Here is a 26,254-nt window from a genome sequence, read left to right on the forward strand (position 1 = left end):
GCGCCCTACCGGCCGCCCTCCCGGCGCCTCGCGCCGACCGCGCTCCGCTCCGGCGCGCGCCCCCCGTCGGCGCCCGCACCGTCCCGTCCGCCCGTGCCGCGCGGCGGCGGCAGCGCGGCCGACGGCGCCGCGCTGCGGTGGCCGAGGGCCCGGGCCACGGCCGTCGCGCGGTCCAGGCGGGCCCCGCGGCGCACGCACTCCTCGTAACGAGTGTCGCCCAGCGCCCGGCGGGCGCTCTTCTCGCACTGGGCGTGCGGGGCGTTGTAGTGGTCCGAGCCGAAGAGCGGCAGGCCCACCGAGGGCCAGAGCCCGTTGGCCGCGCCCTGGAGGAGAGCGGCCTCGGCGGCGTCGCCCTCGGTCGCCGTCACCAGCGCGAGGAGCTCGATCGCGAGGACCGTGCCGAGCAGGTCGTCGAAGGCGTGGGCGTGGCGCAGGCACTCGGTCAGCAGCTCGCGGGCACGCTGCGGGGCGCCGTCCCGGCAGGCCGCGTACGCCAGCACGTACAGCGCGTACGACCGCGCCCAGCGCTCCCCGTGCTCCTCGCAGACCCGGCGCACCTCCTCGCACAACCGCACCGCGTCCGGCAGATCGCCCTGGAAGGCGCGTGCCATCGCCAGCTCGACTTGTCCCATGAGCACGTTGCTGTTGAGTTCGCCGATCTCGCGGTAGCGGGAGAGCGCCGACCGCAGCAGCGTTTCTGCACGCGGCAGATCGTCCGTGACCAGCGCCAGACAGCCGGTGCGGTGCTCCGCGTACGCCACCGCCGCGGGATCGCCCGCCCGCTCGGCCCGCTCCCGGCAGGCACCGAGCGCCTCCAGCGCCGCCGCGGCGTCGCCCTGGAGCACCGCCACGTAGCCGAGCACCCACAGCGCCTTCAGCCGCGACCGCTCGTAGCCCGACTCCAGCGCCACGCTCCGCTCCAGCCAGCGCCGCCCCTCCGCCAGCCGCCCGCAGCCCACCCAGCAGAACCAGAGGGACCCCGCCAGGCACTGGCCCAGATGCGCCTCCGACGGCTCGGTCAGGCAGAACTCCAGCGCGGTGCGCAGATTGGGCAGCTCCACCGCGACCCGCGCGGCCACCTCACCCTGCCGGGGCGAGAACCACTCCAGCTCGCACCAGGCGGCCAGACCCAGGTACCAGTCCCGGTGCCGCCGCCGCAGCCGGGCCGCGTCCCCGGCCGCCTCCAGCCAGCCCGCGCCATAGGCCCGAACGGTGTCCAGCATCCGGTAGCGCGGGCCCGCCGGACCGTCCTCGCGGGCGATCACCGACTGGGCCAGCAGCTCCGACAGCACGTCCAGGACGTCGTCGGCGGCCAGCCCGTCCCCGCTGCACACGTATTCGACCGCCTCCAGGTCGAAGGTCCCCGCGAACACCGAGAGCCGCGCCCACAGCAGCCGCTCGGCGGGCGTGCACAGCTCGTGGCTCCAGCCGATCGCCGTGCGCAGCGCCTGGTGCCGGGGCAGCGCGTCCCGGCCGCCGCCGGTCAGCAGTCCGAACCGGTCGCCGAGGCGCTCCAGCAGCTGTGCCGGGGACAGCGCCCGCAGCCGGCCGGCCGCCAGCTCCAGTGCCAGCGGGATGCCGTCCAGCCGCCGGCACAGCTCCCGCACCTCGGGGCCGTCGGCCACCGTGAGCCCCTGCTCCCGGGCCCGCCGCGTGAACAGCTCCACCGCCTCGTCCGGACCGAGCGGCGCCAGCGGGAACAGCCGCTCGCCCGCCAGCCCCAGCGGACGCCGGCCCACCGCGAGCACCCGCAGCCCGGGCAGCCTGCGCAACAGCTCCGCCACCAGCTCGGCCGTGGCCCCGGCCAGGTGCTCGAACCCGTCGACGACCAGCAGCGGCGGCAGCGCGGCCGAGTGCTCCAGCAGCGCCTCGCGGGGCGACCTGGTGGTGTGGTCGGTCAGTCCCAGCGCCTCCGCCACCGCGTACTCCACGAACTGCGCGTCGCGCACCGGCGCCAGCTCCACCCAGCCGTGCGCGCCCTCGTGGTCCGCCACGAGCCGGGCGGCCAGCCGGGACTTGCCCACCCCGCCGGTTCCGGTCACCGTCACCAGGCGGGCCGAGCGCAGCGCCGCGGCCAGGGAGTCCAGCTCCGCCGCCCGTCCGACGAATCCGGTCAGTTCGAGGGGTGGCTCGCCATCGGCGAAAGGTTCTGGGCACTGAGGACCTCGCATGGGACACGGAGCGTACTGAACCGTGTTCGTTCCGTACAATCGCTTCCCGTAACTCCACCGTTCCCGCCGGTAATCCGGTACGGAGCCGCCGCCCCGGCGCGATAGGCTCGGTGCACGACTTTTCCGATGCTCAGGCACGTTTCAGGGAGCGGGTGCGCACAGTGTCCGGTGGCGAGGTGGCCGGGATCCTGGTGGCCGTCTTCTGGGCGATCCTGGTCTCCTTCCTCGCGGTGGCCCTCGCGAGGCTGGCCCAGACGCTCAAGGCGACCACCAAGCTCGTGGCGGACGTGACCGACCAGGCCGTCCCGCTGCTCGCGGACGCCTCCCAGGCGGTGCGCTCCGCGCAGACCCAGATCGACCGGGTCGACGCGATCGCCTCGGACGTCCAGGAGGTCACCTCGAACGCGTCCGCGCTGTCCACCACCGTCGCCTCCACCTTCGGCGGCCCGCTGGTCAAGGTCGCGGCCTTCGGCTACGGCGTCCGCAGGGCGCTCGGCGGCCGCAAGGGGGACGTGCCCGAGAAGTCGCCCCGGCGTACCGTGATCGTGGGCCGCACGGTCCCTGCCGCACGACGCAAGCGCAACCCCCGCGGGAAGAGGGACTGACCGAGCGATGTTCCGTCGTACGTTCTGGTTCACGACCGGCGTCGCCGCCGGCGTCTGGGCCACCACCAAGGTCAACCGCAAGATCCGGCAGCTGACCCCGGAGAGCCTGGCCGCCACCGCGGCCAACAAGGCCCTGGAGACCGGGCAGCGCCTGAAGGACCGCGCGGTCGGCTTCGCCTCCGACGTCCGCGACAACATGGCCCAGCGGGAGGCGGAGCTCCAGGAGGCCCTCGGCATCGAGGAGGCCCCCGAGCTCCCCGCGCCCCGGCGGTTCGCCGCCATCGAGAACAACCGCAGCAACCCGAAGTACATCGAAGCCCCGATGCACTCGTACAACCGGAATGAGGACCACTGATGGAGTCGGCCGAGATTCGCCGCCGCTGGCTGAGCTTCTTCGAGGAGCGCGGGCACACCGTCGTCCCTTCGGCGTCGCTCATCGCGGACGACCCGACTCTGCTCCTCGTCCCCGCCGGCATGGTGCCCTTCAAGCCCTACTTCCTGGGTGAGGTCAAGCCGCCGTTCGACCGTGCCACCAGCGTGCAGAAGTGCGTGCGCACGCCCGACATCGAAGAGGTCGGCAAGACCACGCGCCACGGCACGTTCTTCCAGATGTGCGGCAACTTCTCCTTCGGCGACTACTTCAAGGAAGGCGCCATCAAGTACGCCTGGGAGCTGCTCACCAGCTCCCTGGACAAGGGCGGTTACGGCCTCGACCCCGAGCGCCTGTGGATCACCGTCTACCAGGACGACGACGAGGCCGAGCAGATCTGGCACGAGGTCGTCGGCGTACCCAAGGAGCGCATCCAGCGCCTGGGCAAGAAGGACAACTTCTGGTCCATGGGCGTCCCCGGCCCCTGCGGCCCTTGCTCCGAGATCAACTACGACCGCGGCCCCGAGTTCGGCGTCGAGGGCGGCCCGGCCGTCAACGACGAGCGGTACGTGGAGATCTGGAACCTCGTCTTCATGCAGTACGAGCGGGGCGAGGGCACCGGCAAGGACGACTTCGAGATCCTCGGCGACCTGCCCAGCAAGAACATCGACACCGGCCTCGGCCTGGAGCGCCTCGCCATGATTCTGCAGGGCGTGCAGAACATGTACGAGATCGACACCTCCATGGCCGTCATCAACAAGGCCACCGAGCTGACCGGCGTCCGCTACGGCGACTCCCACGACTCGGACGTCTCCCTGCGCGTGGTCACCGACCACATGCGCACCTCCGTCATGCTCATCGGCGACGGCGTCACCCCGGGCAACGAGGGCCGCGGCTACGTGCTGCGCCGCATCATGCGCCGCGCCATCCGCAACATGCGGCTGCTGGGTGCCACCGGTCCGGTCGTCAAGGACCTGATCGACACCGTGATCGGCATGATGGGCCAGCAGTACCCGGAGCTGATCACCGACCGCGAGCGCATCGAGAAGGTCGCCCTCGCCGAGGAGAACGCCTTCCTGAAGACGCTGAAGGCCGGCACCAACATCCTGGACACCGCCGTCACCGAGACCAAGCAGTCCGGCGGCACCGTCCTCTCCGGCGAGAAGGCCTTCCTGCTCCACGACACCTGGGGCTTCCCGATCGACCTCACCCTGGAGATGGCCGCCGAGCAGGGGCTGTCCGTGGACGAGGACGGCTTCCGGCGGCTGATGAAGGAGCAGCGCGAGCGCGCCAAGGCCGACGCCCAGGCCAAGAAGACCGGCCACGCCGACCTCGGTGCCTACCGCGAGATCGCCGACAGCGCCGGCGCCACCGACTTCATCGGCTACTCCGACACCGAGGGCGAGTCCACCGTCGTCGGCCTCCTGGTCGACGGCGTCTCCTCGCCGGCCGCCACCGAGGGCGACGAGGTCGAGGTCGTCCTCGACCGCACCCCCTTCTACGCCGAGGGCGGCGGTCAGATCGGTGACACCGGCCGGATCAAGGTCGACTCCGGTGCGGTGATCGAGATCCGCGACTGCCAGAAGCCGGTGCCGGGCGTCTACGTCCACAAGGGCGTGGTCCAGGTCGGCGAGGTCACCGTCGGCGCCAAGGCCCACGCCTCCATCGACGTGCGCCGCCGCAAGGCCATCGCCCGCGCCCACTCGGCCACCCACCTCACCCACCAGGCCCTGCGCGACGCCCTCGGCCCGACGGCCGCCCAGGCCGGTTCCGAGAACCAGCCCGGCCGCTTCCGCTTCGACTTCGGCTCGCCGTCCGCCGTGCCGACGGCCGTGATGACCGACGTCGAGCAGAAGATCAACGAGGTGCTGGCCCGCGACCTCGACGTGCACGCCGAGGTCATGGGCATCGACGAGGCCAAGAAGCAGGGCGCCATCGCCGAGTTCGGCGAGAAGTACGGCGAGCGGGTCCGCGTGGTGACCATCGGCGACTTCTCCAAGGAGCTGTGCGGCGGCACCCATGTGCACAACACCGCCCAGCTGGGCCTGGTCAAGCTGCTCGGCGAGTCCTCCATCGGCTCGGGTGTACGCCGTATCGAGGCCCTGGTCGGCGTGGACGCCTACAACTTCCTCGCCCGCGAGCACACGGTCGTCAACCAGCTGACCGAGCTGCTCAAGGGCCGCTCCGAGGAGCTGCCGGAGAAGGTCGCCGCCATGCTCGGCAAGCTGAAGGACGCCGAGAAGGAGATCGAGAAGTTCCGCGCCGAGAAGGTGCTCCAGGCCGCCGGCGGGCTCGCCGACTCGGCCAAGGACGTGCGGGGCGTCGCCCTGGTCACGGGGCAGGTGCCGGACGGCACCACGCCGGACGACCTGCGCAAGCTGGTGCTCGACGTACGCGGCCGCATCCAGGGCGGCCGGGCCGCCGTGGTCGCCCTGTTCACGGTCAACAACGGCAAGCCGCTGACCGTGATCGCCACCAACGAGGCCGCCCGCGAGCGCGGTCTGAAGGCCGGCGACCTGGTGCGCACCGCCGCCAAGACCCTCGGCGGCGGCGGTGGCGGCAAGCCGGACGTCGCCCAGGGCGGCGGCCAGAACCCGGCCGCCGTCGGCGAGGCCGCCGAGGCCGTCGAGCGCCTCGTCGCCGAGACCGCCAAGTGATAGCTCAGTAAGGAAACGGTCGGAAATGCGCAAAGGACGTCGGCTTTCGATCGACGTCGGGGACGCCCGGATCGGGGTCGCCTCGTGCGACCCCGACGGGATCCTCGCCACCCCGGTGGAGACGGTCCCCGGCCGTGACATCCCCGCCGCCCACCGCCGGTTGCGTCAACTGGTGGCGGAGTATGAGCCGATCGAGGTCGTCGTCGGTCTCCCTCGTTCCCTCAAGGGGGGCGAGGGCCCGGCCGCGGTCAAGGTCCGCGCCTTCGCCCAGGAACTGGCCAAGGGCATCAACCCGGTGCCGGTGCGCCTGGTGGACGAGCGGATGACGACGGTGACGGCCAACCAGGGGCTGCGGGCGTCGGGCGTGAAGTCCAAGAAGGGCCGCGCCTTCATCGACCAGGCCGCCGCCGTGGTCATCCTCCAGCAGGCCCTGGAATCCGAACGGGTGTCAGGTAAAGCACCCGGTGAGGGCGTCGAAGTGGTCATCTGATCGCGATACGGTAACGTTCCGCGCGATGCGGCGGTGTTCGAACAGCCGCCGCACAGCAAGAGGCGGAGCGGAAGCCGGTCCACTGGCCGCGTGACCGTCGGCCTCGCGGCTCTAGGGGATCGATGACTGAGTATGGCCGGGGCCCAGGCTCCGAACCGTGGCATCCGCAGGACCCGTTGTACGGGGACGGCGGATGGGAAGGGCAGCAGGCTTACGCCGGCCATCAGGCTGCCCACGGCGGCCGGTCGCAGCAGCAGTACCCTCAGCAGCCGCAGCACGGCGACTGGCAGCAGATGCCCCAGCCCGGCTACGACGGCCAGCAGTACCCGTACTACGCCGACCAGGGCCAGACCCCGTACGACCCCCAGTACCCCGGCCAGCACCAGCAGCCCGGCCACCAGGGCGGCTGGGACGCGACCGGCACCCACGGCCAGGTGCCCTACGCGGCCGACCCCGGCGACCCCTACGGGCAGCAGCCGGTGGCCTACGGCGCCGAGCAGCCCGACTTCTACGCCGCCGAGGACGCGTACCCGCCGCCGGAGCCGCCCGGCCGCAGGCGCCCCGAGGCCGAACCCGAGCCGGACCCCGCCGTGGACGAAGAGGAGGAGCACGCCTTCTTCGCGGGCGGCGGCGACGACGAGGACGACGAGCCGCACGAGCGGGCCGGCCGCGCCGAGCGGCGCGCAGGCAAGGGCAGAAAGCCCGTCAAGAGCAAGAAGCGCCGCACCGGCTGCGCCTGCATGGTCGTCGTCCTGGTCTTCGGCGGCGGCCTCGGCGGGGTCGGCTACTACGGCTACAAGTTCTACCAGAACCGTTTCGCTCCGGCCCCGGACTACGCGGGCGACGGCACCGGCGAGACGGTGACCGTGGAGATCCCCAAGGGCGCAGGCGGCTGGGACATCGGGCGGCGCCTCAAGGAGGCCGGGGTCGTCAAGAGCGCCGAGGCCTTCGTACACGCGCAGGGGACCACACCGGGCGGCGACTCGATCCAGGCCGGCGCCTATCTCCTGAAAAAGGAGATGTCCGCCGCCAGTGCCGTGCGGATGATGCTCGACCCGAAGAGCCAGAACAATGTGATGGTGCGGCCGGGCGAGCGAAATGCCGGTGTGTACCAGGACATCGACAAGAAACTCCAATTGGCCGCCGGAACGACCCGGAAGATCGCCGCGAAGGAGTACCGGACCTTCGGTCTGCCGTCCTGGGTCTCCAGCGACAGCAATATCAAGGACCCGCTGGAGGGCTTCCTCTTCCCGGGCAGCTACGCGGCCGCCAAGGGCATGAAACCCGACGCGATCCTCAAGCAGATGGTGGCCCAGGCCAAGGAGAGGTACGCCGCCTACGGCCTGGACGCCAAGGCGAGGTCGCTGGGCCTGCACAACGCGTTCGAGCTGGTCACGGTCGCGAGCCTGGTCCAGGCGGAGGGCAAGACCCACGACGACTTCCGCAAGATGGCGGAAGTGGTCTACAACCGCCTGAAGCCCACCAACACCGAGACGAACCAGCTGCTCCAGTTCGACTCGACGTACAACTACCTCAAGGGCACCAGCAACATCCACATCTCCGAGAAGGACATCAACAGCAACCAGAGCCCGTACAACACGTACACCCACAAGGGCCTGCCGCCCGGTCCCATCGGAAACCCCGGCGAGGACGCGCTCAAGGCGACGCTGAACCCGACTCACGACGGCTGGATCTATTTCGTGGCGACCGACGGTACGACCAATACCGAATTCGCCAAGACCTACGACGAATTCAAGCAGCTCAAGGACAAGTTCAATGCCACCTCGGGCAACTGACGCCCGCCGGGCCGCCGTGCTCGGACAGCCCATCGCCCACTCGCTCTCCCCGGTGCTGCACCGGGCGGCCTACGCCGAGCTGGGGCTCACCGGCTGGTCGTACGACCGCTTCGAGGTCGACGAGGCCGCGCTGCCCGGCTTCCTCGAGAAGCTCGGGCCCGAGTGGGCCGGGCTGTCGCTGACCATGCCGCTGAAGCGGGCGGTCATCCCGCTGCTCGACGAGATCAGCGAGACGGCCGCCTCGGTGGACGCCGTCAACACGGTCGTGTTCACCGAGGACGGCCGCGCCCGCGGCGACAACACCGACATCCCGGGGATGGTGGCCGCGCTGCGCGAGCACGGCGTCGAGGAGGTGGACTCCGCCGCGATCCTCGGCGCGGGCGCCACCGCCTCCTCCGCGCTCGCCGCCCTGTCCCGGATCTGCACCGGCGAGGTCGTCGCCTATGTGCGCAGCGAGGCCCGGGCCGCCGAGATGCGCGAGTGGGGCCGCCGCCTCGACGTGGACGTGCGCACGGCGCACTGGTCGGAGGCGGCGCGGGCGCTGCGCGCCCCGCTGGTGATCGCCACCACCCCGGCCGGCACCACCGACGCCCTCGCCGCCGCCGTGCCCGAACGCCCCGCCACCCTGTTCGACGTGCTCTACGAGCCCTGGCCCACCGAGCTGGCGGCTCGCTGGTCCATGTACGGCGGCGCCGTGGTCGGCGGCCTCGACCTGCTGGTCCACCAGGCCGTCCTCCAGGTCGAGCGGATGACCGGCCGCGCCCCGGCCCCGCTGGAGGCCATGCGCCGGGCCGGGGAACAGGCGCTCGCCGCCCGCTGACCGGGCAGGACCCGTCCGCCTGCTGGACCGGAAGCCGGACAGCCGCCCCGGACGTGGGAGGATCGGTGGTGGCGGACCGGCGTCGCGCATCCGGTCACGCCGTCACCGCACGCGAGGACACGCGTACGCAGGGCAGTACCGGGCGCGAACACTGAGGAGCACCGTTGAGCAGGCTGCGTTGGCTGACCGCGGGGGAGTCCCACGGTCCCGCACTTGTCGCGACGCTGGAGGGCCTTCCCGCCGGCGTGCCGATCACCACGGAGATGGTGGCGGACCACTTGGCGCGGCGGCGGCTCGGCTATGGCCGCGGTGCGCGGATGAAGTTCGAGCGGGACGAGGTCACCTTCCTGGGGGGCGTCCGGCACGGGCTGACCCTCGGCTCACCGGTCGCGATCATGGTGGGCAACACCGAGTGGCCGAAGTGGGAGCAGGTCATGTCGGCCGACCCGGTGGACGCCGAGGTCCTCGACGGACTCGCCCGCAACGCGCCGCTGACCCGGCCCCGGCCCGGTCACGCCGACCTGGCGGGCATGCAGAAGTACGGCTTCGACGAGGCCCGGCCGATCCTGGAGCGCGCCTCGGCCCGGGAGACCGCGGCCCGGGTGGCGCTCGGCGCGGTCGCCCGCTCCTACGTGAAGGAGACGGCCGGCATCGAGATCGTCTCCCACGTGGTCGAGCTGTGCTCCGTGAAGGCCCCGCAGGGGGTGTACCCGACGCCGGCCGACGTGGCGAAGCTGGACGAGGACCCGCTGCGCTGCCTGGACGCGGACGCGTCCAAGGCGATGGTCGCGGAGGTCGACCAGGCCCACAAGGACGGCGACACCCTCGGTGGCGTGGTCGAGGTGCTGGCCTACGGCGTTCCGGTGGGCCTGGGCTCGCACGTGCACTGGGACCGCAAGCTGGACGCGCGCCTGGCCGGTGCCCTGATGGGCATCCAGGCGATCAAGGGCGTGGAGATCGGCGACGGCTTCGAGCTGGCCCGGGTGCCCGGTTCGAAGGCGCACGACGAGATCGTCGCCACCCCCGAGGGCATCCGGCGCGTCTCCGGCCGCGCGGGTGGCACCGAGGGCGGCCTGTCCACCGGTGAGCTGCTGCGGGTGCGGGCGGCGATGAAGCCGATCGCGACGGTGCCGCGCGCCCTGCGGACCGTGGACGTGGCCACCGGCGAGGCCGCCCAGGCCCACCACCAGCGCTCCGACGTCTCGGCGGTGCCGGCCGCGGGCATCGTCGCCGAGGCCATGGTGGCCCTCGTGCTCGCGGACGCGGTCGCCGAGAAGTTCGGCGGTGACTCGGTGGCCGAGACCCGGCGCAACGTCCGCTCGTACCTCGACAACCTCGCGATCCGATGACCGCCCCGCAGGTCGTCCTGGTCGGCCCGATGGGCGTGGGCAAGTCCACCGTCGGCCGGTTGCTCGCCGAGCGGCTGGGCACCGGTTACCGGGACACCGACGACGACATCGTGGCCGCCGAGGGCCGGACCATCTCCGAGATCTTCGTGGACGAGGGCGAGGAGTTCTTCCGGGCGCTGGAGAAGGCGGCCGTGGCCGCCGCGCTCGCCGGGCACGAGGGCGTCCTCGCGCTCGGCGGCGGCGCGATCCTGGACGCCGACACGCGCGCGCTGCTGGCCGGGCAGCGGGTGGTCTACCTCTCCATGGGGGTGGAGGAGGCGGTGCGGCGCACCGGTCTGAACGTGGCCCGTCCGCTGCTCGCGGTCAATCCGCGCAAGCAGTGGCGAGAGCTGATGGAGGCCCGGCGCCATCTGTACGAGGAGGTCGCCACCGCCGTCGTGGAGACGGACGGGCGCACCCCCGAAGAGGTCGCGCAAGCGGCGCTGGACGCACTGGAGTTGAAGAAGGCATGAGCGAGGCAGTCACCCGGATCCAGATCGCGGGCACCGCGGGCACCGACCCCTACGAGGTGCTGGTCGGCCGCCGGCTCCTGGGCGAACTGGCCGGGTTGATCGGTCCCAAGGCCAAGCGGGTCGCCGTGATCCACCCCGAGGCGCTGGCCGAGACCGGCGACGCGCTCCGCGCCGACCTGGCCGAGCAGGGTTACGAGGCCATCGCCATCCAGGTGCCCAACGCCGAGGAGGCCAAGACCGCCGAGGTGTCCGCCTACTGCTGGAAGGCGCTCGGCCAGTCCAACTTCACCCGCACCGACGTCATCGTCGGCGTGGGCGGCGGCGCGACCACGGACCTCGCCGGTTTCGTGGCCGCGACCTGGCTGCGCGGGGTGCGCTGGATCGCCGTACCGACCACCGTGCTCGCCATGGTGGACGCGGCGGTCGGCGGGAAGACCGGCATCAACACCGCCGAGGGCAAGAACCTGGTGGGCGCCTTCCACCCGCCGGCCGGTGTGCTGTGCGACCTGGCGGCGCTGGACTCCCTCCCGGTCAACGACTACGTCTCCGGGCTCGCCGAGATCATCAAGGCCGGCTTCATCGCCGACCCGGTGATCCTCGACCTGATCGAGGCCGACCCCGAGGCCGCCCGCACCCCGGCCGGCCCGCACACGGCCGAGCTGATCGAGCGTTCGATCCGGGTGAAGGCCGAGGTCGTCTCCTCGGACCTGAAGGAGTCCGGGCGCCGGGAGATCCTCAACTACGGCCACACCCTCGGCCACGCCATCGAGAAGAACGAGCGCTACAAGTGGCGGCACGGCGCCGCGGTCGCGGTCGGCATGCACTTCGCCGCCGAACTCGGCCGTCTCGCGGGCCGGTTGGACGACGCGACCGCCGACCGCCACCGCGCGATCCTGGAGTCCGTCGGTCTCCCGCTGCACTACCGCTACGACCAGTGGCCCAAGCTGGTGGAGAACATGAAGGTCGACAAGAAGTCCCGCGGCGACCTGTTGCGCTTCATCGTCCTGGACGGCCTGGCCAAGCCGACCGTCCTGGAGGGCCCCGACCCGGCCGTGCTGCTGGCCGCCTACGGAGAAGTCGGCGAGTAGCCCCCCCCCGACGCGGCCGGTCCCGGGTGTGGCCGGCCCCCTCCGCGCGGCCCGTTCCCGGCGGGCCGCGCCGTTTTCCGTGCCCCGTCGGGCACTTCGGGCCCTTCCCGGCCGTTTCACCGAACGACGGCCGGGGACGGTACCGTTCGGGAAGGAGCGGGGCCTCGCCCCCGCAGCCAACTGCCTGTACGAGACGGAGTGGCAACGGATGCAGCACGCAGTGGGTTCTCCGCTGCCGCCGCCCCACCAGCCGGGGCACCGGCCGCACACCAGCTGGCCGCCGGCCGCACACCATCCCGGCCCGCCCCAGGGACCGTCGTCCCCGCCCCCGCCGCCCCCGGGCTTCCCCGGCCCGTCCGTGCCGCCCCCGCCGGGGCAGCCGCGCCCGCAGGCCCCCTCCGGCCCGTTCCCGCCCCCGGGACAGCCGCGGCCGCCCGCGCCCGCCGGTCCGCCGCCCGCCCCGGCACGCTCGGGCCCGATGCCGCCCGCGCCCCCGCGCCAAGTGCCCGCGCCCCCGGCCCCCTCCGACGTCACCGGCCATGTGCATCTGCCGCCCGGCGGACCGGTCGGCGTGCCCACGGCGGCCCCGACCGCGACCGCGGTGCCCGATCCGACGACCACCACCCTGGCCGTGCTGCTGATCGGCCCGGCCGGCGCGGGCAAGACCAGCGTGGCCCGCTACTGGGCGGACCGCCGTCGCGTCCCCACGGCCCACATCAGCCTGGACGACGTCCGCGAATGGGTGCGCTCCGGCTTCGCCGACCCCCAGTCCGGCTGGAACGACCATTCCGAGGCCCAGTACCGGCTGGCCCGCCGCACCTGCGGTTTCGCCGCGCGCAACTTCCTGGCCAACGGCATCTCCTGCATCCTGGACGACGCCGTCTTCCCGGACCGCCCGGTCGTCGGCCTCGGCGGCTGGAAGCGCCATGTGGGTCCCGGCCTGCTGCCGGTCGTCCTGCTGCCCGGCCTGGACGTGGTCCTGGAGCGCAACGCCGAACGCACCGGCAACCGCCGCCTCACCGACGAGGAGGTGGCCCGCATCCACGGCCGCATGGCCGGCTGGTACGGCTCGGGCCTGCCGATCATCGACAACTCGCAGCTGGACGTCCCGGGAACCGCACGCGTGCTGGACGAGGTCCTGGCGAGGGCGATAGCCAGCCCCCCGAGCTGGTGACCGCCGGGCCGGTGCCTCCGCCCGTGGGGCACCGTCCCCGAGCCCCACTCGGCCCCCAAAAACGGCACAAACCGCATAAAACTCCTACGCTCATCTCATGTCAGAGGTGTACGCGAACCGCCGATCCCGACTGCGGGACCACTTCAACGCGGCCGGCACCGCGGCAGCGCTCGTCACCCGCCCCGCCAACGTGCGCTACCTCGCGGCCGCCGCCCCGCACGGCGCCGTCCTGCTCCTCGGCAGCCAAGAGGACCTCCTGGTCTGCTCGGGACCGCCCGAGGACCGCCCCTTCGAGGGCCGCCCCGACGACGCCCTGCGGGTGCACGTGCTGCCCGCCCACGGCGGCGCCGACCCCGCCGTGACCGCCGCGGGCCTCGCCCAGGGCCAGGGCGCCGACTCGCTCGCCGTCGAGGAGCACCATCTGACGGTCAGCAGGCACAGGGAAATCGCCGCCGTCGCCCCCGCCCTGCGCCTCGGCGACGTGGGCGGCGCCGTGGAACAGCTGCGGATCGTCAAGGACGAGGAGGAGATCTCCTGCCTGCGGATCGGCGCCGAGATCGCCGACCAGGCCCTCGGCGAGCTGCTGGAGTCCATCCTGGTGGGCCGCACCGAACGGCATCTCGCCCTGGAGCTGGAGCGCCGCCTGGTCGACCACGGCGCCGACGGGCCGGCCTTCCCCACCTCCGTGGCCACCGGCCCGCACTCCGGCCGACGCGGCCACCGGCCCACCGACCGGCGGGTGGAGGAGGGAGACTTCCTCTCCGTCTGCCTGGGTGCGACCTACCGGGGCTACCGCTGTGAGATCGGCCGTACCTTCGTCATCGGCACCTCCCCGGCGGACTGGCAGATCCAGCTGTACGACCTGGTCTTCTCCGCCCAGCGGGCCGGCCGCGAGGCCCTCGCGCCCGGCGCCGCCTACCGTGATGTGGACCGCGCGGCACGCCATGTGCTGGACTCCGCGGGCTATGCGGAGGCCCTGCCACCGCTGACCGGTCACGGTGTCGGACTCGAAATCGACGAGGACCCGCAGTTGGCGCCCGCGGCCATGGGTAAACTGGACGCTTGCGTGCCGGTCACCGTCGAACCGGGGGTCCACCTCCCGGGCCGGGGCGGTGTCCGGATCGATGACACGCTCGTCGTGCGCCCCGAGGCGGACGGCGGACCCGAGCTACTCACCATCACGACCAAGGAGCTGCTCGCGCTGTAGCGCGTGACCCGGGGTCGTACGTCAGTCCAGGAGATTCCGCAACCGTGGCTTCCACGAACGACCTCAAGAACGGCATGGTGCTCAAGCTCGAAGGCGGCCAGCTCTGGTCCGTCGTCGAGTTCCAGCACGTCAAGCCCGGCAAGGGCCCGGCCTTCGTGCGCACCAAGCTCAAGAACGTGCTGTCCGGCAAGGTCGTCGACAAGACCTTCAACGCCGGCGTCAAGGTCGAGACGGCCACTGTCGACAAGCGCGACATGCAGTTCTCGTACATGGACGGCGACTACTTCGTCTTCATGGACATGGAGACCTACGACCAGCTGATGGTCGACCGCAAGGCCGTCGGCGACGCCGCCAACTTCCTGATCGAGGGCTTCACCGCCACCGTGGCGCAGCACGAGGGCGAGGTGCTCTTCGTGGAGCTGCCGGCCGCCGTCGAGCTGACCGTCCAGGAGACCGAGCCGGGTGTCCAGGGCGACCGCTCCACCGGTGGCACCAAGCCCGCCACCCTGGAGACCGGCCACCAGATCCAGGTCCCGCTCTTCATCACCACCGGTGAGAAGATCAAGGTCGACACCCGTACGAGCGACTACCTCGGCCGGGTGAACAGCTAACCGTGGCTGCCCGCAACACGGCCCGCAAGCGCGCCTTCCAGATCCTCTTCGAGGGCGACCAGCGCGGCGCCGACGTCCTGACGGTCCTCGCCGACTGGGTCCGGCTGTCCCGGTCCGACACCCGGCAGCCGCCGGTCAGCGAGTACACGATGCAGCTGGTCGAGGGCTACGCCGAGCACGCGCGGCGCATCGACGAGCTGATCGCCCAGTACGCGGTCGGGTGGACGCTCGACCGGATGCCGGTCGTGGACCGCAACATCCTGCGGCTGGGCGCGTACGAGCTGATCTGGGTCGACGAGACCCCGGACGCCGTCGTCCTGGACGAGATGGTGCAGCTGGCGAAGGAGTTCTCGACCGACGAGTCGCCCTCGTTCGTCAACGGTCTGCTGGGCCGGCTCAAGGAGCTGAAGCCTTCGCTGCGCCGGGCCTAGCCACCGGCTGCGCCCGCTCGGCCGAAGAGGCCACGACAGGGGCGTGGGCGACCGTGAGACGGCGCCGCGGGTTCTCCGCGGCCTGCCGCGCGGTCGTCCGCGCCCCTGAGTCGTTCACGCGCCCGAGGGGCCGGGAGACGGCCGGAACCGTCGTGAGAAAAAGCCGCCGGGGTGGCCGGAACCATAGAGTTCCGGCCACCCCGGCGACACGTTTCTGCTGGCAGGTCTACGCCGTCACGCCTCTTCGTGCGTGGCGACCGCGCGGCGGGCGTCCGCGTCCAGCACGCCCCAGCTGATCAGCTGCTCGGTGAGGACCGAGGGGGACTGGTCGTAGATGACGGCGAGTGTGCGCAAGTCGTCCTGGCGGATGGAGAGGACCTTGCCGTTGTAGTCTCCGCGCTGGGACTGGATCGTCGCCGCGTAGCGCTGGAGGGGCCCCGCCTTCTCGGCCGGCACCGTGGCCAGCCGCTCCAGGTCGAGGACCAGCTTCGGCGGCGGCTCGGCGGCGCCGCCCGGCGTGGTGCCCGGCAGGAGCTCCTGCACCGGAACGCCATAGAAATCGGCCAGCTCGGCGAGGCGCTGCACGGTCACGGCACGGTCGCCGCGCTCGTACGAGCCCACCACCACGGCCTTCCAGCGACCCTGGGACTTCTCCTCGACACCGTGGAGGGAAAGGCCCTGCTGGGTGCGGATGGCCCGGAGCTTGGCCCCGAGCTGTTTGGCGTATTCGCTGGACATATAGCTCCCCGGACACTGTGTCGACGCGGCCGGCTGTCTTCCCGCCGCGCGTTTGGTAACTCACTGTGAGGTTACGCAGCGTGACTCTTCTGCGTCAAGCCGAATGGGCCACCCCGACGCTTCCGTGGTAGTGATGTCCGATTAGGCCAAGAGGGTGACAAGACCCCGGCCGATGACCTGGTACCGTGGATGGCGCAATTCCGACGTCCTTTAAGGTCCGTCCCGTGAGGCGGAGAAGGAGGTCCGTTTTTTATGGACACGCACGCCCATGAGCATGCGACCGATGCCCGGCCCGTTCTCGAGGGTCCGGACATCGCGCGGGTCATCACCCGCATCGCCCACGAGATCGTGGAGCGCGCCAAGGGCGCCGACGACGTGGTGCTCCTCGGCATTCCCACCCGCGGCGTCTTCCTCGCCCAGCGGCTGGCCGCCAAGCTCGCGCAGATCACCGACCGCACGATCCCGGTCGGCTCCCTCGACATCACCATGTACCGCGACGACCTGCGCATGCACCCGCCGCGTGCGCTGGCCCGCACCGAGATCCCCGGTGACGGCATCGACGGCAAGCTGGTCGTCCTCGTCGACGACGTGCTCTTCTCCGGCCGCACCATCCGCGCCGCCCTCGACGCCCTGAACGACATCGGGCGCCCGCGCGCGGTGCAGCTCGCGGTCCTGGTCGACCGCGGCCACCGGGAACTGCCGATCCGTGCCGACTACGTCGGCAAGAACCTCCCCACGTCGCTGCGGGAGACGGTCAAGGTCCAGCTCGCCGAGGAGGACGGTCGCGACACCGTGCTGCTCGGTGTGAAGCCGGCCGACCAGTAGCAAATCAGGCGCACAAGGGTCGCTTCGGCGTACCCGCGGACGCCCCGGTTTGCCCCAATCCTCCTGAACTGCCTTACGGAGCCTGACAGATGCAGCGTCATCTCATCTCGGCCGCCGACCTCACCCGCGACGACGCCGTCCTGATCCTCGACACCGCCGAGGAGATGGCCCGGGTCGCCGACCGGCCGATCAAGAAGCTGCCGACCCTGCGCGGCCGCACCGTCGTCAACCTCTTCTTCGAGGACTCCACGCGCACCCGGATCTCCTTCGAGGCCGCCGAGAAGCGCCTGTCCGCGGACGTCATCAACTTCTCCGCCAAGGGGTCGAGCGTGTCCAAGGGCGAGTCCCTGAAGGACACCGCCCAGACCCTGGAGGCGATGGGCGTCGACGCCGTCGTCATCCGGCACGGCGCCTCCGGCGCGCCCTACCGCCTCGCCACCTCCGGCTGGATCGACGCCGCCGTGATCAACGCGGGCGACGGCACCCACCAGCACCCCACCCAGGCCCTGCTGGACGCCTTCACCATGCGCCGCCGCCTGGTCGGCCGGGACACCGGGCTCGGCCAGGACCTGGCCGGCAAGCGCGTCACCCTCGTCGGCGACGTCCTGCACAGCCGGGTCGCCCGCTCCAACGTCGACTTGCTGCACACCCTCGGCGCCGAGGTCACCCTGGTCGCCCCGCCCACCCTGCTCCCGGTCGGCGTCGAGTCCTGGCCCTGCGCGGTCTCCTACGACCTCGACAGCACGCTGCCCAAGTGCGACGCGGTGATGATGCTCCGGGTCCAGCGCGAGCGGATGAACGCCGCGTTCTTCCCCACCGAGCGCGAGTACTCGCGGCGCTACGGCCTCGACGGCGACCGCATGGCCAAGCTGCCCGAGCACGCCATCGTGATGCACCCCGGCCCGATGGTGCGCGGCATGGAGATCACCGCCGAGGTCGCCGACTCCGACCGCTGCACCGCCGTGGAGCAGGTCGCCAACGGCGTGTCCATCCGGATGGCCGTCCTGTACCTGCTGCTCGGCGGCAACGAGCCCGCCGCCGCCAACCACCGCACTGAGGAGAAGTAAGAACATGAGCAAGACCCTGATCCGCGGTGCGAAGGTGCTCGGCGGCGAGCCGCAGGACGTGCTGATCGACGGCGAGACCATCGCGGAGACCGGCACCGGCCTCGACGCCGAGGGCGCCGAGGTGATCGAGGCCGGCGGCAAGGTACTGCTGCCGGGCCTGGTCGACCTGCACACCCATCTGCGCGAGCCCGGCCGCGAGGACTCCGAGACCGTGCTCACCGGCACCCGCGCGGCCGCGAGCGGCGGTTACACCGCCGTGTTCGCCATGGCCAACACCTTCCCCGTCGCCGACACCGCCGGCGTGGTCGAGCAGGTGTGGCGGCTCGGCAAGGAGCACGGCTACTGCGACGTCCGGCCCATCGGCGCCGTCACCGTCGGCCTGGAGGGCAAGAAGCTCGCCGAGCTGGGCGCCATGCACGAGTCGGCCGCCGGGGTGACCGTCTTCTCCGACGACGGCAAGTGCGTGGACGACGCGGTGATCATGCGCCGTGCCCTGGAGTACGTGAAGGCGTTCGACGGCGTCGTCGCCCAGCACGCCCAGGAGCCGCGGCTGACCGAGGGCGCCCAGATGAACGAGGGCGTCGTCTCCGCCGAACTGGGCCTCGGCGGGTGGCCGGCCGTCGCCGAGGAGTCGATCATCGCCCGCGACGTCCTGCTCGCCGAGCACGTCGGCTCCCGCGTCCACATCTGCCACCTGTCGACCGCCGGCTCCGTCGAGATCGTCCGCTGGGCCAAGTCCCGCGGCATCCAGGTCACCGCCGAGGTCACCCCGCACCACCTGCTGCTCACCGACGAACTGGTGCGCACCTACAACCCCGTCTACAAGGTCAACCCGCCGCTGCGCACCGAGCGCGACGTGCTGGCCCTGCGCGAGGCGCTCGCCGACGGCACGATCGACATCGTCGCCACCGACCACGCCCCGCACCCGCACGAGGACAAGGACTGCGAGTGGGCCGCCGCCGCCATGGGCATGGTCGGCCTGGAGACCGCGCTGTCGGTGGTCCAGGAGACCATGATCGACACGGGCCTGCTGGACTGGGCCGGCGTCGCCGACCGGATGTCCTTCCAGCCCGCGCGGATCGGACGGGCCCTCGGGCACGGCCGTCCCGTCTCGGCCGGTGAGCCTGCCAACCTCACCCTGGTCGACACCGCATACCGTGGCCAGGTGGACCCCGCGGGCTTCGCCTCGCGCAGCCGCAACACCCCCTACCAGGGACGCGAGCTGCCGGGCCGTGTGACGCACACGTGGCTGCGGGGCAAGGCCACGCTCGTCGACGGGAAGCTCACGTGACACCTGTAAACCTCCTGGCCGAGGCCCAGAGATCCGCCTCGGTCACCGACTGGCCGGCCCGCATCGGCTGGCTCGTCGGGCTCCTGCTCTTCATCGCGCTCGTCTACTGGCTGATGCGCGAGGGCTGGAAATGGCGCGGCACCCTCCAGAGCGACATCCCGGAGCTGCCCGCCGTGCCCGAGGAGTCCGGCCCGGTGAAACTGAGCATGAGCGGCCGCTACCACGGCTCCACCACCGCCGGGCAGTGGCTGGACCGCATCGTGGCCCACGGCCTGGGCACCCGCAGCCTGGCCCGGCTCACCCTCACCGACGCGGGCCTGGAGGTCGAGCGCCCCGGCGCGAACGACTTCTTCATCCCCGCCGCCGCCCTGCGCGAGGCCCGGCTCGACAAGGGCATCGCCGGCAAGGTCCTCACCGAGGGCGGACTGCTGGTGGTGACCTGGTCGCACGGCGGCAAACTGATCGACTCCGGCTTCCGCTCCGACCACGCGGCCGAGCACCCCGAATGGGTCGACACCTTGAACCACATGATCAACGACACGGAAGGCGCACGATGACGACCTCCACCAGGGGAGCCGCGAAGACTCCCGCCGTACTCGTCCTGGAGGACGGCCGCACGTTCCGCGGCCGCGCCTACGGGGCCGTGGGGGAGACCTTCGGCGAGGCCGTGTTCTCCACCGGCATGACCGGCTACCAGGAGACGCTGACCGATCCGTCGTACGACCGCCAGATCGTCGTCGCCACCGCCCCGCAGATCGGCAACACCGGCTGGAACGACGAGGACGACGAGTCGGCCCGCATCTGGGTCTCCGGCTACGTGGTCCGCGACCCCGCGCGCGTCCCGTCCAACTGGCGCTCCCGGCGTTCCCTGGACGACGAGCTGGAGCGCCAGGGCGTGGTCGGCATCTCCGGCATCGACACCCGCGCCCTCACCCGCCACCTGCGCGAACGCGGTTCCATGCGGGCCGGCATCTTCTCCGGCGAGTCGATCGCCACCGACGCCGAGCTGCTGGCGCGGGTGCAGGCCCAGCCCCAGATGAAGGGCGCGAGCCTCTACGAGGAGGTCGCCACCAAGGAGGCGTACGTCGTCCCCGCGGTCGGCGACAAGAAGTTCACCGTCGCCGCGATCGACCTCGGCATCAAGGGCATGACCCCGCAGCGCATGGCCGAGCGCGGCATCGAGGTGCACGTGCTGCCCGCCACCGCCACCGCCGACGAGGTCTACGCCGTCAACCCGGACGGCGTGTTCTTCTCCAACGGCCCCGGCGACCCCGCCACCGCCGACGGCCCGGTCGCCCTGATGACCGCCGTCCTGGAGCGCGGGACGCCGCTGTTCGGCATCTGCTTCGGCAACCAGATCCTCGGCCGCGCCCTCGGCTTCGGCACCTACAAGCTGAAGTACGGCCACCGGGGCATCAACCAGCCGGTCCAGGACCGCACCACCGGCAAGGTCGAGGTCACCGCGCACAACCACGGCTTCGCCGTCGACGCGCCCCTCGACAAGGTCAGCGAGACCAAGTTCGGCCGCGCCGAGGTCTCGCACGTCTGCCTGAACGACAACGTCGTGGAGGGGCTCCAGCTGCTCGACCAGCCCGCCTTCTCCGTCCAGTACCACCCCGAAGCGGCGGCCGGTCCGCACGACGCCGCCTACCTGTTCGACCGCTTCGTTTCCCTGATGGAGGGCCAGCGTGCCTAAGCGCACCGATATCCAGTCCGTCCTGGTCATCGGCTCCGGCCCGATCGTCATCGGCCAGGCCGCCGAGTTCGACTACTCCGGCACCCAGGCGTGCCGCGTGCTCAAGGCCGAAGGCCTGCGCGTCATCCTCGTCAACTCCAACCCGGCGACGATCATGACCGACCCGGAGATCGCCGACGCCACCTACGTCGAGCCGATCACCCCGGAGTTCGTCGAGAAGATCATCGCCAAGGAGCGCCCCGACGCCCTGCTGCCCACCCTGGGCGGCCAGACGGCCCTGAACACCGCCATCTCGCTGCACGAGAACGGCGTTCTGACCAAGTACGGCGTCGAGCTGATCGGCGCCAAGCCCGAGGCCATCCACAAGGGCGAGGACCGCGACCTGTTCAAGGAGGTCGTGGAGGAGGTCCGGCGCAAGATCGGGTACGGCGAGTCCGCCCGCTCGGTGATCTGCCACTCCATGGACGACGTCATGAAGGGCGTGGAGACGCTCGGCGGCTACCCGGTCGTCGTGCGCCCCTCCTTCACCATGGGCGGCGCGGGCTCCGGCTTCGCCCACAACGAGGAGGAACTGCGCCGCATCGCCGGGCAGGGCCTCACCCTCTCGCCGACCACCGAGGTGCTCCTGGAGGAGTCCATCCTCGGCTGGAAGGAGTACGAGCTGGAGCTGATGCGCGACAAGAACGACAACGTCGTGGTCGTCTGCTCCATCGAGAACTTCGACCCCATGGGCGTGCACACCGGTGACTCCATCACCGTGGCGCCCGCGATGACGCTCACCGACCGCGAGTACCAGATCCTGCGCGACATCGGCATCGCCGTGATCCGCGAGGTCGGCGTCGACACGGGCGGCTGCAACATCCAGTTCGCGGTCGACCCCGCGGACGGCCGGGTGATCGTCATCGAGATGAACCCGCGCGTGTCGCGTTCCTCGGCCCTCGCCTCCAAGGCGACCGGCTTCCCGATCGCGAAGATCGCCGCCAAGCTGGCCGTCGGTTACACCCTGGACGAGATCCCGAACGACATCACCCAGGAGACCCCGGCCTCCTTCGAGCCCACGCTCGACTACGTGGTCGTCAAGGCGCCGCGCTTCGCCTTCGAGAAGTTCCCGCAGGCCGACTCCACGCTGACCACCACCATGAAGTCGGTCGGCGAGGCCATGGCCATCGGCCGCAACTTCCCCGAGGCATTCCAGAAGGCGCTGCGCTCGCTGGAGAAGAAGGGCAGCCAGTTCACCTTCGTCGGCGACCCCGGCGACAAGGAGACCCTGCTGCGCGAGGCCGTACGGCCCACCGACGGCCGGATCAACACCGTCATGCAGGCCATCCGGGCCGGCGCCACCCCGGAGGAGGTCTTCGAGTACACGAAGATCGACCCCTGGTTCGTGGACCAGCTCTTCCTCATCAAGGAGATCGCGGACGAGCTGGCCGAGGCCGCCGAACTGACCGGCGACCTGCTCGGCGAGGCCAAGCGGCACGGCTTCTCCGACCAGCAGATCGCCGAGATCCGCGGTCTGCGCGAGGACGTCGTCCGCGAGGTCCGGCACGCCTTCGGCATCCGCCCGGTCTACAAGACGGTCGACACCTGCGCCGCCGAGTTCGCCGCGAAGACGCCGTACTTCTACTCCGCCTACGACGAGGAGTCGGAGGTCGCCCCGCGCGAGAAGCCGGCCGTCATCATCCTGGGCTCCGGCCCCAACCGCATCGGCCAGGGCATCGAGTTCGACTACTCCTGCGTCCACGCCTCCTTCGCGCTGTCCGACGCCGGGTACGAGACCGTGATGGTCAACTGCAACCCGGAGACCGTCTCCACCGACTACGACACCTCCGACCGGCTCTACTTCGAGCCGCTCACCCTGGAGGACGTGCTGGAGGTCGTCCACGCCGAGCAGCAGGCCGGCCCGGTGGCGGGCGTGGTCGTCCAGCTCGGCGGCCAGACCCCGCTGGGCCTCGCGCAGGCCCTGAAGGACAACGGCGTGCCGATCGTCGGCACCTCCCCGGAGGCCATCCACGCCGCCGAGGACCGCGGCGCCTTCGGCCGGGTCCTCGCCGAGGCGGGGCTGCCGGCCCCGAAGCACGGCACCGCCACCACCTTCGAGGGCGCCAAGGCCATCGCCGACGAGATCGGCTACCCGGTCCTGGTCCGTCCGTCGTACGTGCTCGGCGGGCGCGGCATGGAGATCGTCTACGACGAGACCCGCCTCGCCTCCTACATCGCCGAGTCCACCGAGATCAGCCCGTCCCGGCCGGTCCTGGTCGACCGCTTCCTCGACGACGCCATCGAGATCGACGTCGACGCGCTCTACGACGGCGAGGAGCTGTACCTCGGCGGCGTCATGGAGCACATCGAGGAGGCCGGCATCCACTCCGGCGACTCGGCGTGCGCGCTGCCCCCGATCACCCTCGGCGGCTTCGACATCAAGCGGCTGCGCGCCTCCACCGAGGCCATCGCCAAGGGCGTCGGCGTGCGCGGCCTGATCAACATCCAGTTCGCGATGGCCGGCGACATCCTCTACGTCCTGGAGGCCAACCCGCGCGCCTCCCGTACGGTCCCCTTCACCTCGAAGGCGACCGCGGTGCCGCTCGCCAAGGCCGCCGCCCGGATCTCGCTGGGCGCGACCATCGCCGAGCTGCGCGCCGAGGGGCTGCTGCCGAAGCGGGGCGACGGCGGCGAGATGCCGCTGGACGCGCCGATCTCCGTCAAGGAGGCCGTGATGCCGTGGTCGCGCTTCCGCGACATCCAGGGCCGCGGCGTGGACACCGTCCTCGGCCCGGAGATGCGCTCCACGGGCGAGGTCATGGGCATCGACTCCGTCTTCGGCACGGCGTACGCCAAGTCGCAGGCGGGCGCCTACGGCCCGCTGCCCACCAAGGGCCGCGCGTTCATCTCGGTCGCCAACCGCGACAAGCGCTCGATGATCTTCCCGGCCCGGGAGCTGGTCGCCCACGGCTTCGAGCTGCTGGCCACCTCCGGCACCGCCGAGGTCCTCAAGCGCAACGGCATCAACGCCACCGTGGTGCGCAAGCAGTCCGAGGGCACCGGCCCGAACGGCGAGAAGACCATCGTCCAGCTCATCCACGACGGCGAGGTCGACCTCATCGTCAACACCCCGTACGGCACCGGCGGCCGCCTCGACGGCTACGACATCCGCACGGCCGCCGTCGCCCGCTCCGTGCCGTGCCTGACGACCGTCCAGGCGCTCGCCGCGGCCGTCCAGGGCATCGACGCCCTCAACCACGGCGACGTGGGCGTCCGCTCGCTCCAGGAACACGCGGAACACCTGACCGCGGCCCGCGACTAGCAGCCCCGAGGGGGACACCGGAAACGGTGTCCCCCTCTTCATGAGGACCCCCGGTCCCCATGAGAACCCAGAGGACTCTCCCAGATGTACAACCTGTTCTTCCGTCTGGTCTTCACACGGATGGACCCCGAGAAGGCCCACCACCTCGCCTTCCGCTGGATCCGGCTCGCCGCGCGCGTCCCGGTGCTGCGCACGTTCGTCGCGGCGGCCCTCGCGCCGCGCCACAAGGAGCTGCGCACCGAGGCCCTCGGCCTGCGGATGCACGGCCCCTTCGGGCTCGCGGCCGGCTTCGACAAGAACGCCGTGGCGATCGACGGGATGGCGATGCTGGGCTTCGACCACGTCGAGATCGGCACGGTCACCGGCGAGCCGCAGCCCGGCAACCCCAGGAAGCGGCTGTTCCGGCTCGTGCCGGACCGCGCGCTGATCAACCGCATGGGCTTCAACAACGACGGCTCGCTGGCCGTGGCGGCCCGCCTGGCCACCCGCGAGCCGGTCTTCCGGACGGTCGTCGGCGTCAACATCGGCAAGACCAAAGTCGTCCCGGAGGCGGAGGCCGTCGCCGACTACGTGAAGTCCGCCGAGCGCCTGGCGCCGTACGCCGACTACCTGGTCGTCAACGTGTCCTCGCCGAACACCCCCGGCCTGCGCGACCTCCAGGCCGTCGACCACCTGCGCCCGCTGCTCACCGCGGTGCGCGAGGCCGCCGACCGCGCGGTCCCCGGCCGCCGCGTCCCGCTCCTGGTGAAGATCGCCCCGGACCTCGCCGACGAGGACGTCGACGCGGTCGCCGACCTGGCCGTGGAGCTGGGCCTGGACGGCATCATCGCCACCAACACCACCATCGCCCGCGAGGGCCTCGGCCTGACCTCCCCGGCCGCCCTGGTCAAGGAGACGGGCGGGCTGTCCGGCGCGCCGCTCAAGGCCCGCTCCCTGGAGGTCCTGCGCCGCCTGTACGCCCGTGTGGGCGACCGGATCACCCTGGTGGGCGTCGGCGGCGTCGAGACCGCCGAGGACGCCTGGGAGCGCATCCTGGCCGGCGCCACGCTGGTCCAGGGCTACAGCGCCTTCATCTACCAGGGCCCCTTCTGGTGCCGCGCGATCCACAAGGGCCTCGCCGCCCGCCTGCGCACCAGCCCGTACGCCACCCTCGCCGACGCGGTCGGCGCCGACGTGAGGAAGTCCGCATGACCGCTCCGGAGCCCTTCGGCACCCGTCTGCGCCGCGCCATGGACGAGCGCGGCCCGCTGTGCGTCGGCATCGACCCGCACGCCTCCCTGCTCGCCGAGTGGGGCCTCGCCGACGACGTGGCCGGACTGGAGCGGTTCAGCCGCACGGTCGTGGAGGCCATGGCCGACCGGGTGGCCGTGCTGAAGCCGCAGAGCGCGTTCTTCGAGCGGTTCGGCTCGCGGGGGCTGGCCGTCCTGGAGAAGTCGGTCCAGGAGGCGCGCGCGGCCGGCGCCCTGGTGGTGATGGACGCCAAGCGCGGCGACATCGGCTCGACCATGGCCGCCTACGCCGAGGCCTTCCTCCACCCGGACGCCCCGCTGTTCTCCGACGCGCTGACCGTCTCGCCGTACCTGGGCTACGGCTCGCTGGACCCGGCCGTGGCGCTGGCCCGCGAGAGCGGCGCCGGGCTGTTCGTGCTGGCGCTGACCTCGAACCCGGAGGGCGGCGAGGTGCAGCACGCGCTGCGCGCGGACGGCCGCAGCGTCGCGGCGACCGTGCTGGCCCACCTGGCGGCCGAGAACGCCGGCCAGGAGCCGCTGGGCTCCTTCGGCGCGGTGGTCGGTGCCACGCTCGGCGACCTCTCCGGGTACGACCTGGACATCAACGGCCCGCTGCTCGCGCCCGGCATCGGCGCCCAGGGCGCGACCCCGGCCGACCTCCCGGCGGTCTTCGGGACGGCGGTGCGCAACGTCGTGCCGAACGTCAGCCGGGGTGTGCTGCGTCACGGTCCCGACGTCGGGGCCCTGCGCGCGGCGGCCGGACGCTTCGCGGAGGAGATCCGGGCGGCCGTCGCCGGCGGCTGACACCCTCGGACAGGTGCTCGGG

The 26,254-nt window shown here is 71.7% G+C and carries 23 protein-coding genes; 21 read left to right on the forward strand and 2 right to left on the reverse strand.

The window, feature by feature from the left end; all coding sequences use genetic code 11:
• Window positions 1-5: 5 nt before the first annotated feature.
• Entirely contained in the window at window positions 6-2,171 is a 2,166-nt protein-coding gene (locus HZZ00_RS10525; protein WP_257585733.1) for an AAA family ATPase, read from the reverse strand.
• Between the two features lie 161 nt (window positions 2,172-2,332).
• On the opposite strand from HZZ00_RS10525, the gene HZZ00_RS10530 reads away from it, so the two are divergent.
• The 13 genes from HZZ00_RS10530 to nusB all read left to right on the forward strand — a co-directional run bounded on the left by HZZ00_RS10530 (window position 2,333) and on the right by nusB (window position 15,281).
• Window positions 2,333-2,776, forward strand: a complete 444-nt coding sequence (locus HZZ00_RS10530; protein ID WP_070030067.1) for a DUF948 domain-containing protein — start codon at window positions 2,333-2,335, stop codon at window positions 2,774-2,776.
• Window positions 2,777-2,783: 7 nt separating this feature from the next.
• The gene (locus HZZ00_RS10535) at window positions 2,784-3,131 is read left to right on the forward strand and encodes a hypothetical protein (RefSeq protein ID WP_180331934.1); all 348 of its coding nucleotides are present in this window, start codon (window positions 2,784-2,786) and stop codon (window positions 3,129-3,131) included.
• Entirely contained in the window at window positions 3,131-5,803 is a 2,673-nt protein-coding gene (gene alaS, locus HZZ00_RS10540; protein ID WP_180331935.1) for an alanine--tRNA ligase, read from the forward strand. The genes HZZ00_RS10535 and alaS overlap by 1 nt, the downstream gene beginning before the upstream one ends.
• A gap of 25 nt (window positions 5,804-5,828) precedes the next feature.
• Window positions 5,829-6,293: a Holliday junction resolvase RuvX gene (gene ruvX / locus HZZ00_RS10545; RefSeq protein WP_180331936.1), complete on the forward strand. Its 465-nt coding sequence runs from the start codon at window positions 5,829-5,831 to the stop codon at window positions 6,291-6,293.
• 122 nt (window positions 6,294-6,415) lie between these two features.
• A complete protein-coding gene (gene mltG / locus HZZ00_RS10550) occupies window positions 6,416-8,089 on the forward strand; it encodes an endolytic transglycosylase MltG (protein ID WP_257585734.1) in 1,674 nt (557 codons plus the stop codon).
• Entirely contained in the window at window positions 8,070-8,909 is an 840-nt protein-coding gene (locus HZZ00_RS10555) for a shikimate dehydrogenase (protein WP_180331937.1), read from the forward strand. Before mltG ends, HZZ00_RS10555 begins: the two co-directional genes overlap by 20 nt.
• A 164-nt stretch (window positions 8,910-9,073) precedes the next feature.
• Entirely contained in the window at window positions 9,074-10,258 is a 1,185-nt protein-coding gene (gene aroC, locus HZZ00_RS10560; RefSeq protein WP_180331938.1) for a chorismate synthase, read from the forward strand.
• Entirely contained in the window at window positions 10,255-10,770 is a 516-nt protein-coding gene (locus tag HZZ00_RS10565; RefSeq protein WP_180331939.1) for a shikimate kinase, read from the forward strand. The genes aroC and HZZ00_RS10565 overlap by 4 nt, the downstream gene beginning before the upstream one ends.
• A complete protein-coding gene (gene aroB / locus HZZ00_RS10570) occupies window positions 10,767-11,858 on the forward strand; it encodes a 3-dehydroquinate synthase (protein WP_070030059.1) in 1,092 nt (363 codons plus the stop codon). The genes HZZ00_RS10565 and aroB overlap by 4 nt, the downstream gene beginning before the upstream one ends.
• Window positions 11,859-12,066: 208 nt before the next feature.
• Window positions 12,067-13,032 carry a Pro-rich N-terminal domain-containing protein gene (locus tag HZZ00_RS10575; protein WP_074991813.1) on the forward strand — a complete coding sequence of 322 codons (966 nt, stop codon included), beginning with the start codon at window positions 12,067-12,069 and terminating at the stop codon, window positions 13,030-13,032.
• Window positions 13,033-13,129: 97 nt separating this feature from the next.
• Complete coding sequence (locus tag HZZ00_RS10580; protein ID WP_074991812.1) at window positions 13,130-14,239, forward strand: aminopeptidase P family protein; 1,110 nt, start codon at window positions 13,130-13,132, stop codon at window positions 14,237-14,239.
• A gap of 44 nt (window positions 14,240-14,283) precedes the next feature.
• The gene (gene efp, locus HZZ00_RS10585) at window positions 14,284-14,850 is read left to right on the forward strand and encodes an elongation factor P (protein ID WP_070030057.1); all 567 of its coding nucleotides are present in this window, start codon (window positions 14,284-14,286) and stop codon (window positions 14,848-14,850) included.
• A gap of 2 nt (window positions 14,851-14,852) precedes the next feature.
• Window positions 14,853-15,281, forward strand: coding sequence for a transcription antitermination factor NusB (gene nusB, locus HZZ00_RS10590; RefSeq protein WP_046423695.1), 429 nt, complete (start codon window positions 14,853-14,855; stop codon window positions 15,279-15,281).
• 234 nt (window positions 15,282-15,515) lie between these two features.
• Here the strand turns inward: nusB and bldD are convergent, their stop codons facing one another.
• Window positions 15,516-16,019 carry a transcriptional regulator BldD gene (gene bldD / locus HZZ00_RS10595; protein WP_014671524.1) on the reverse strand — a complete coding sequence of 168 codons (504 nt, stop codon included), beginning with the start codon at window positions 16,017-16,019 and terminating at the stop codon, window positions 15,516-15,518.
• Window positions 16,020-16,271: 252 nt separating this feature from the next.
• On the opposite strand from bldD, the gene pyrR reads away from it, so the two are divergent.
• From pyrR to pyrF, 8 genes are all read left to right on the forward strand, one after another.
• Window positions 16,272-16,844, forward strand: a complete 573-nt coding sequence (gene pyrR, locus HZZ00_RS10600) for a bifunctional pyr operon transcriptional regulator/uracil phosphoribosyltransferase PyrR (RefSeq protein WP_180331940.1) — start codon at window positions 16,272-16,274, stop codon at window positions 16,842-16,844.
• Window positions 16,845-16,933: 89 nt separating this feature from the next.
• Window positions 16,934-17,911, forward strand: coding sequence for an aspartate carbamoyltransferase catalytic subunit (locus HZZ00_RS10605; RefSeq protein WP_180331941.1), 978 nt, complete (start codon window positions 16,934-16,936; stop codon window positions 17,909-17,911).
• Window positions 17,912-17,915: 4 nt separating this feature from the next.
• Window positions 17,916-19,202, forward strand: a complete 1,287-nt coding sequence (locus HZZ00_RS10610; RefSeq protein ID WP_180331942.1) for a dihydroorotase — start codon at window positions 17,916-17,918, stop codon at window positions 19,200-19,202.
• The gene (locus HZZ00_RS10615; RefSeq protein ID WP_180331943.1) at window positions 19,199-19,759 is read left to right on the forward strand and encodes a hypothetical protein; all 561 of its coding nucleotides are present in this window, start codon (window positions 19,199-19,201) and stop codon (window positions 19,757-19,759) included. The genes HZZ00_RS10610 and HZZ00_RS10615 overlap by 4 nt, the downstream gene beginning before the upstream one ends.
• The gene (carA, locus tag HZZ00_RS10620; RefSeq protein WP_180331944.1) at window positions 19,756-20,898 is read left to right on the forward strand and encodes a glutamine-hydrolyzing carbamoyl-phosphate synthase small subunit; all 1,143 of its coding nucleotides are present in this window, start codon (window positions 19,756-19,758) and stop codon (window positions 20,896-20,898) included. Before HZZ00_RS10615 ends, carA begins: the two co-directional genes overlap by 4 nt.
• Entirely contained in the window at window positions 20,891-24,199 is a 3,309-nt protein-coding gene (carB, locus tag HZZ00_RS10625; protein WP_180331945.1) for a carbamoyl-phosphate synthase large subunit, read from the forward strand. Before carA ends, carB begins: the two co-directional genes overlap by 8 nt.
• Before the next feature lie 84 nt (window positions 24,200-24,283).
• Entirely contained in the window at window positions 24,284-25,390 is a 1,107-nt protein-coding gene (locus HZZ00_RS10630) for a quinone-dependent dihydroorotate dehydrogenase (protein WP_180331946.1), read from the forward strand.
• Window positions 25,387-26,232, forward strand: coding sequence for an orotidine-5'-phosphate decarboxylase (pyrF, locus tag HZZ00_RS10635; protein WP_180331947.1), 846 nt, complete (start codon window positions 25,387-25,389; stop codon window positions 26,230-26,232). Before HZZ00_RS10630 ends, pyrF begins: the two co-directional genes overlap by 4 nt.
• The last annotated feature ends 22 nt before the right edge of the window (window positions 26,233-26,254 follow it).

Source organism: Streptomyces sp. NEAU-sy36, from assembly GCF_013423905.1.
In the GTDB taxonomy this organism is placed as follows: Bacteria; Actinomycetota; Actinomycetes; order Streptomycetales; family Streptomycetaceae; genus Streptomyces; species Streptomyces misionensis.

Excerpts from the sequence above, each read along its gene's own strand:
- HZZ00_RS10535 (WP_180331934.1), top strand. The coding sequence starts at position 2,784 with ATGTTCCGTCGTACGTTCTGGTTCACGACCGGCGTCGCCGCCGGCGTC.
- HZZ00_RS10630 (WP_180331946.1), top strand. The coding sequence starts at position 24,284 with ATGTACAACCTGTTCTTCCGTCTGGTCTTCACACGGATGGACCCCGAG.
- HZZ00_RS10580 (WP_074991812.1), top strand. The coding sequence starts at position 13,130 with ATGTCAGAGGTGTACGCGAACCGCCGATCCCGACTGCGGGACCACTTC.
- alaS (WP_180331935.1), top strand. The coding sequence starts at position 3,131 with ATGGAGTCGGCCGAGATTCGCCGCCGCTGGCTGAGCTTCTTCGAGGAG.
- pyrF (WP_180331947.1), top strand. The coding sequence starts at position 25,387 with ATGACCGCTCCGGAGCCCTTCGGCACCCGTCTGCGCCGCGCCATGGAC.
- HZZ00_RS10575 (WP_074991813.1), top strand. The coding sequence starts at position 12,067 with ATGCAGCACGCAGTGGGTTCTCCGCTGCCGCCGCCCCACCAGCCGGGG.
- carA (WP_180331944.1), top strand. The coding sequence starts at position 19,756 with ATGACGACCTCCACCAGGGGAGCCGCGAAGACTCCCGCCGTACTCGTC.
- ruvX (WP_180331936.1), top strand. The coding sequence starts at position 5,829 with ATGCGCAAAGGACGTCGGCTTTCGATCGACGTCGGGGACGCCCGGATC.
- aroB (WP_070030059.1), top strand. The coding sequence starts at position 10,767 with ATGAGCGAGGCAGTCACCCGGATCCAGATCGCGGGCACCGCGGGCACC.
- HZZ00_RS10605 (WP_180331941.1), top strand. The coding sequence starts at position 16,934 with ATGCAGCGTCATCTCATCTCGGCCGCCGACCTCACCCGCGACGACGCC.
- HZZ00_RS10525 (WP_257585733.1), bottom strand. The coding sequence starts at position 2,171 with ATGCGAGGTCCTCAGTGCCCAGAACCTTTCGCCGATGGCGAGCCACCC.
- pyrR (WP_180331940.1), top strand. The coding sequence starts at position 16,272 with ATGGACACGCACGCCCATGAGCATGCGACCGATGCCCGGCCCGTTCTC.
- HZZ00_RS10565 (WP_180331939.1), top strand. The coding sequence starts at position 10,255 with ATGACCGCCCCGCAGGTCGTCCTGGTCGGCCCGATGGGCGTGGGCAAG.
- HZZ00_RS10610 (WP_180331942.1), top strand. The coding sequence starts at position 17,916 with ATGAGCAAGACCCTGATCCGCGGTGCGAAGGTGCTCGGCGGCGAGCCG.
- bldD (WP_014671524.1), bottom strand. The coding sequence starts at position 16,019 with ATGTCCAGCGAATACGCCAAACAGCTCGGGGCCAAGCTCCGGGCCATC.
- mltG (WP_257585734.1), top strand. The coding sequence starts at position 6,416 with ATGACTGAGTATGGCCGGGGCCCAGGCTCCGAACCGTGGCATCCGCAG.
- HZZ00_RS10555 (WP_180331937.1), top strand. The coding sequence starts at position 8,070 with ATGCCACCTCGGGCAACTGACGCCCGCCGGGCCGCCGTGCTCGGACAG.